Here is a 1,501-nt window from a genome sequence, read left to right as displayed (position 1 = left end):
TTTTATGGTGGGAAGGTAAAACTTCCTGCTTTTTTTAATACACAAAAAGCGCAATTGCCTCTATAATTTAAAGTGACCAAACCCAAACTAAAGGAGACAAGTGCGCCTATGTGTAATGATACCTTAGAATTACTAAGAATAAAAGATGAAAATATAAAATATATAAACCAAGAAATTGACGTCATTATCAAAGGAAAAAAAGCAACAGTGGTTAATGCTGTACTAACGTATAAGCCTTCGGCCTGTTATTGTTGTGGAGTTAAAAATGAAGGACAAATTCATAAACATGGTAAGCGTGTTTCTCGTATTACTTTACTTAAAACTCAAGGGTATAACACATACCTCAACTTAGCTAAACAACGTTTTAAATGCTTAGAATGCAATGGCACTTTTACTGCTAAAACGTCAATTGTTGATGAGTCGTGTTTTATCTCAAGATGTGTTACTCAAAAAGTTATAGAAGAAGCTACTAAAGTTAAAACAGAGATTGATACTGCAGAAGATAACTGTATCTCTCCATCTACTGTAAGTCGTATTAGAACTAAAGCGGCTAATTCATTACGAATTAAACCGTTTAATTGTTTGCCAGAACACATCGCTATGGATGAATTTAAAAGCGTTAAAAATGTAACTGGATCAATGAGTTTCATTTTTATAGATAATGATACTCATGATGTTATAGATATTTTAGAAAATAGAACTACAAGATTCTTGCGTGCCTATTTCGAGCGATTCGATTTAAAAAATCGACAACAAGTTAAGACGGTTACTATTGACATGTATGAACCCTATGTCCGATTATTTCGCGACCTATTTCCTAATGCAGCTATTATTTTTGACAGATTCCATATCGTTCAACATTTAAATAGGGAACTTAATAAGTATCGTGTACAAGTTATGAATGAATACCGTAATAAAAAAGGACCTAATTATACAATTTTTAAGAATAACTGGAAAGTTCTATTGATGGATACTAGTAAAACCATATTTAGTAAATACAGATGGAATAAATCTTTTAAGGCTTATAAACGCTCATCTGACATTGTAGAATTCATGCTTTCAAAAGACGATATACTACGACGCTCCTACGAACTTGTCCAAGGATTAAGAAAAGATCTAAGGTTATGTAATTGGCCTAAATTTATTAATCGTTTAAATTCAGTTAGTAAAAAGTCTGTGAGTAAAGGTGTATGGAAAGTGGTTAAATATTATAGAAAACATCAAAGGATGTTAAGAAATACAATTTATTACCCAGCATTTAATAATGGTGCTATAGAAGGAATTAATAATAAGATAAAATTAATCAAGCGAATTTCTTTTGGTTACAGAAATTTCAACAACTTTAAAGCACGTATAATGATGATTTTCAGCTTATACAAAGGAGAAAAAAAGAAGACAACCAAGCCCAATAATGGACTGGCCGCCTAATAATAAAAACTCTAAAAGTTGTAATTTAAAATAGTTCTTTAAATTATATACCCACCACATTTGGTGGAGAACC

The 1,501-nt window shown here is 31.1% G+C and carries 1 protein-coding gene; it reads left to right on the top strand.

What is annotated here, in order from left to right; genetic code table 11:
• Window positions 1-108 precede the first annotated feature (108 nt).
• The gene (locus IDG60_RS13775) at window positions 109-1,428 is read left to right on the top strand and encodes an ISL3-like element IS1181 family transposase (RefSeq protein ID WP_001557163.1); all 1,320 of its coding nucleotides are present in this window, start codon (window positions 109-111) and stop codon (window positions 1,426-1,428) included.
• Window positions 1,429-1,501 lie beyond the last annotated feature (73 nt).

This window comes from Staphylococcus sp. EG-SA-2 (genome assembly GCF_017152085.1).
Note: the sequence above shows the minus strand (reverse complement) of the source record. Positions and strands in the feature narration are given on the sequence as shown.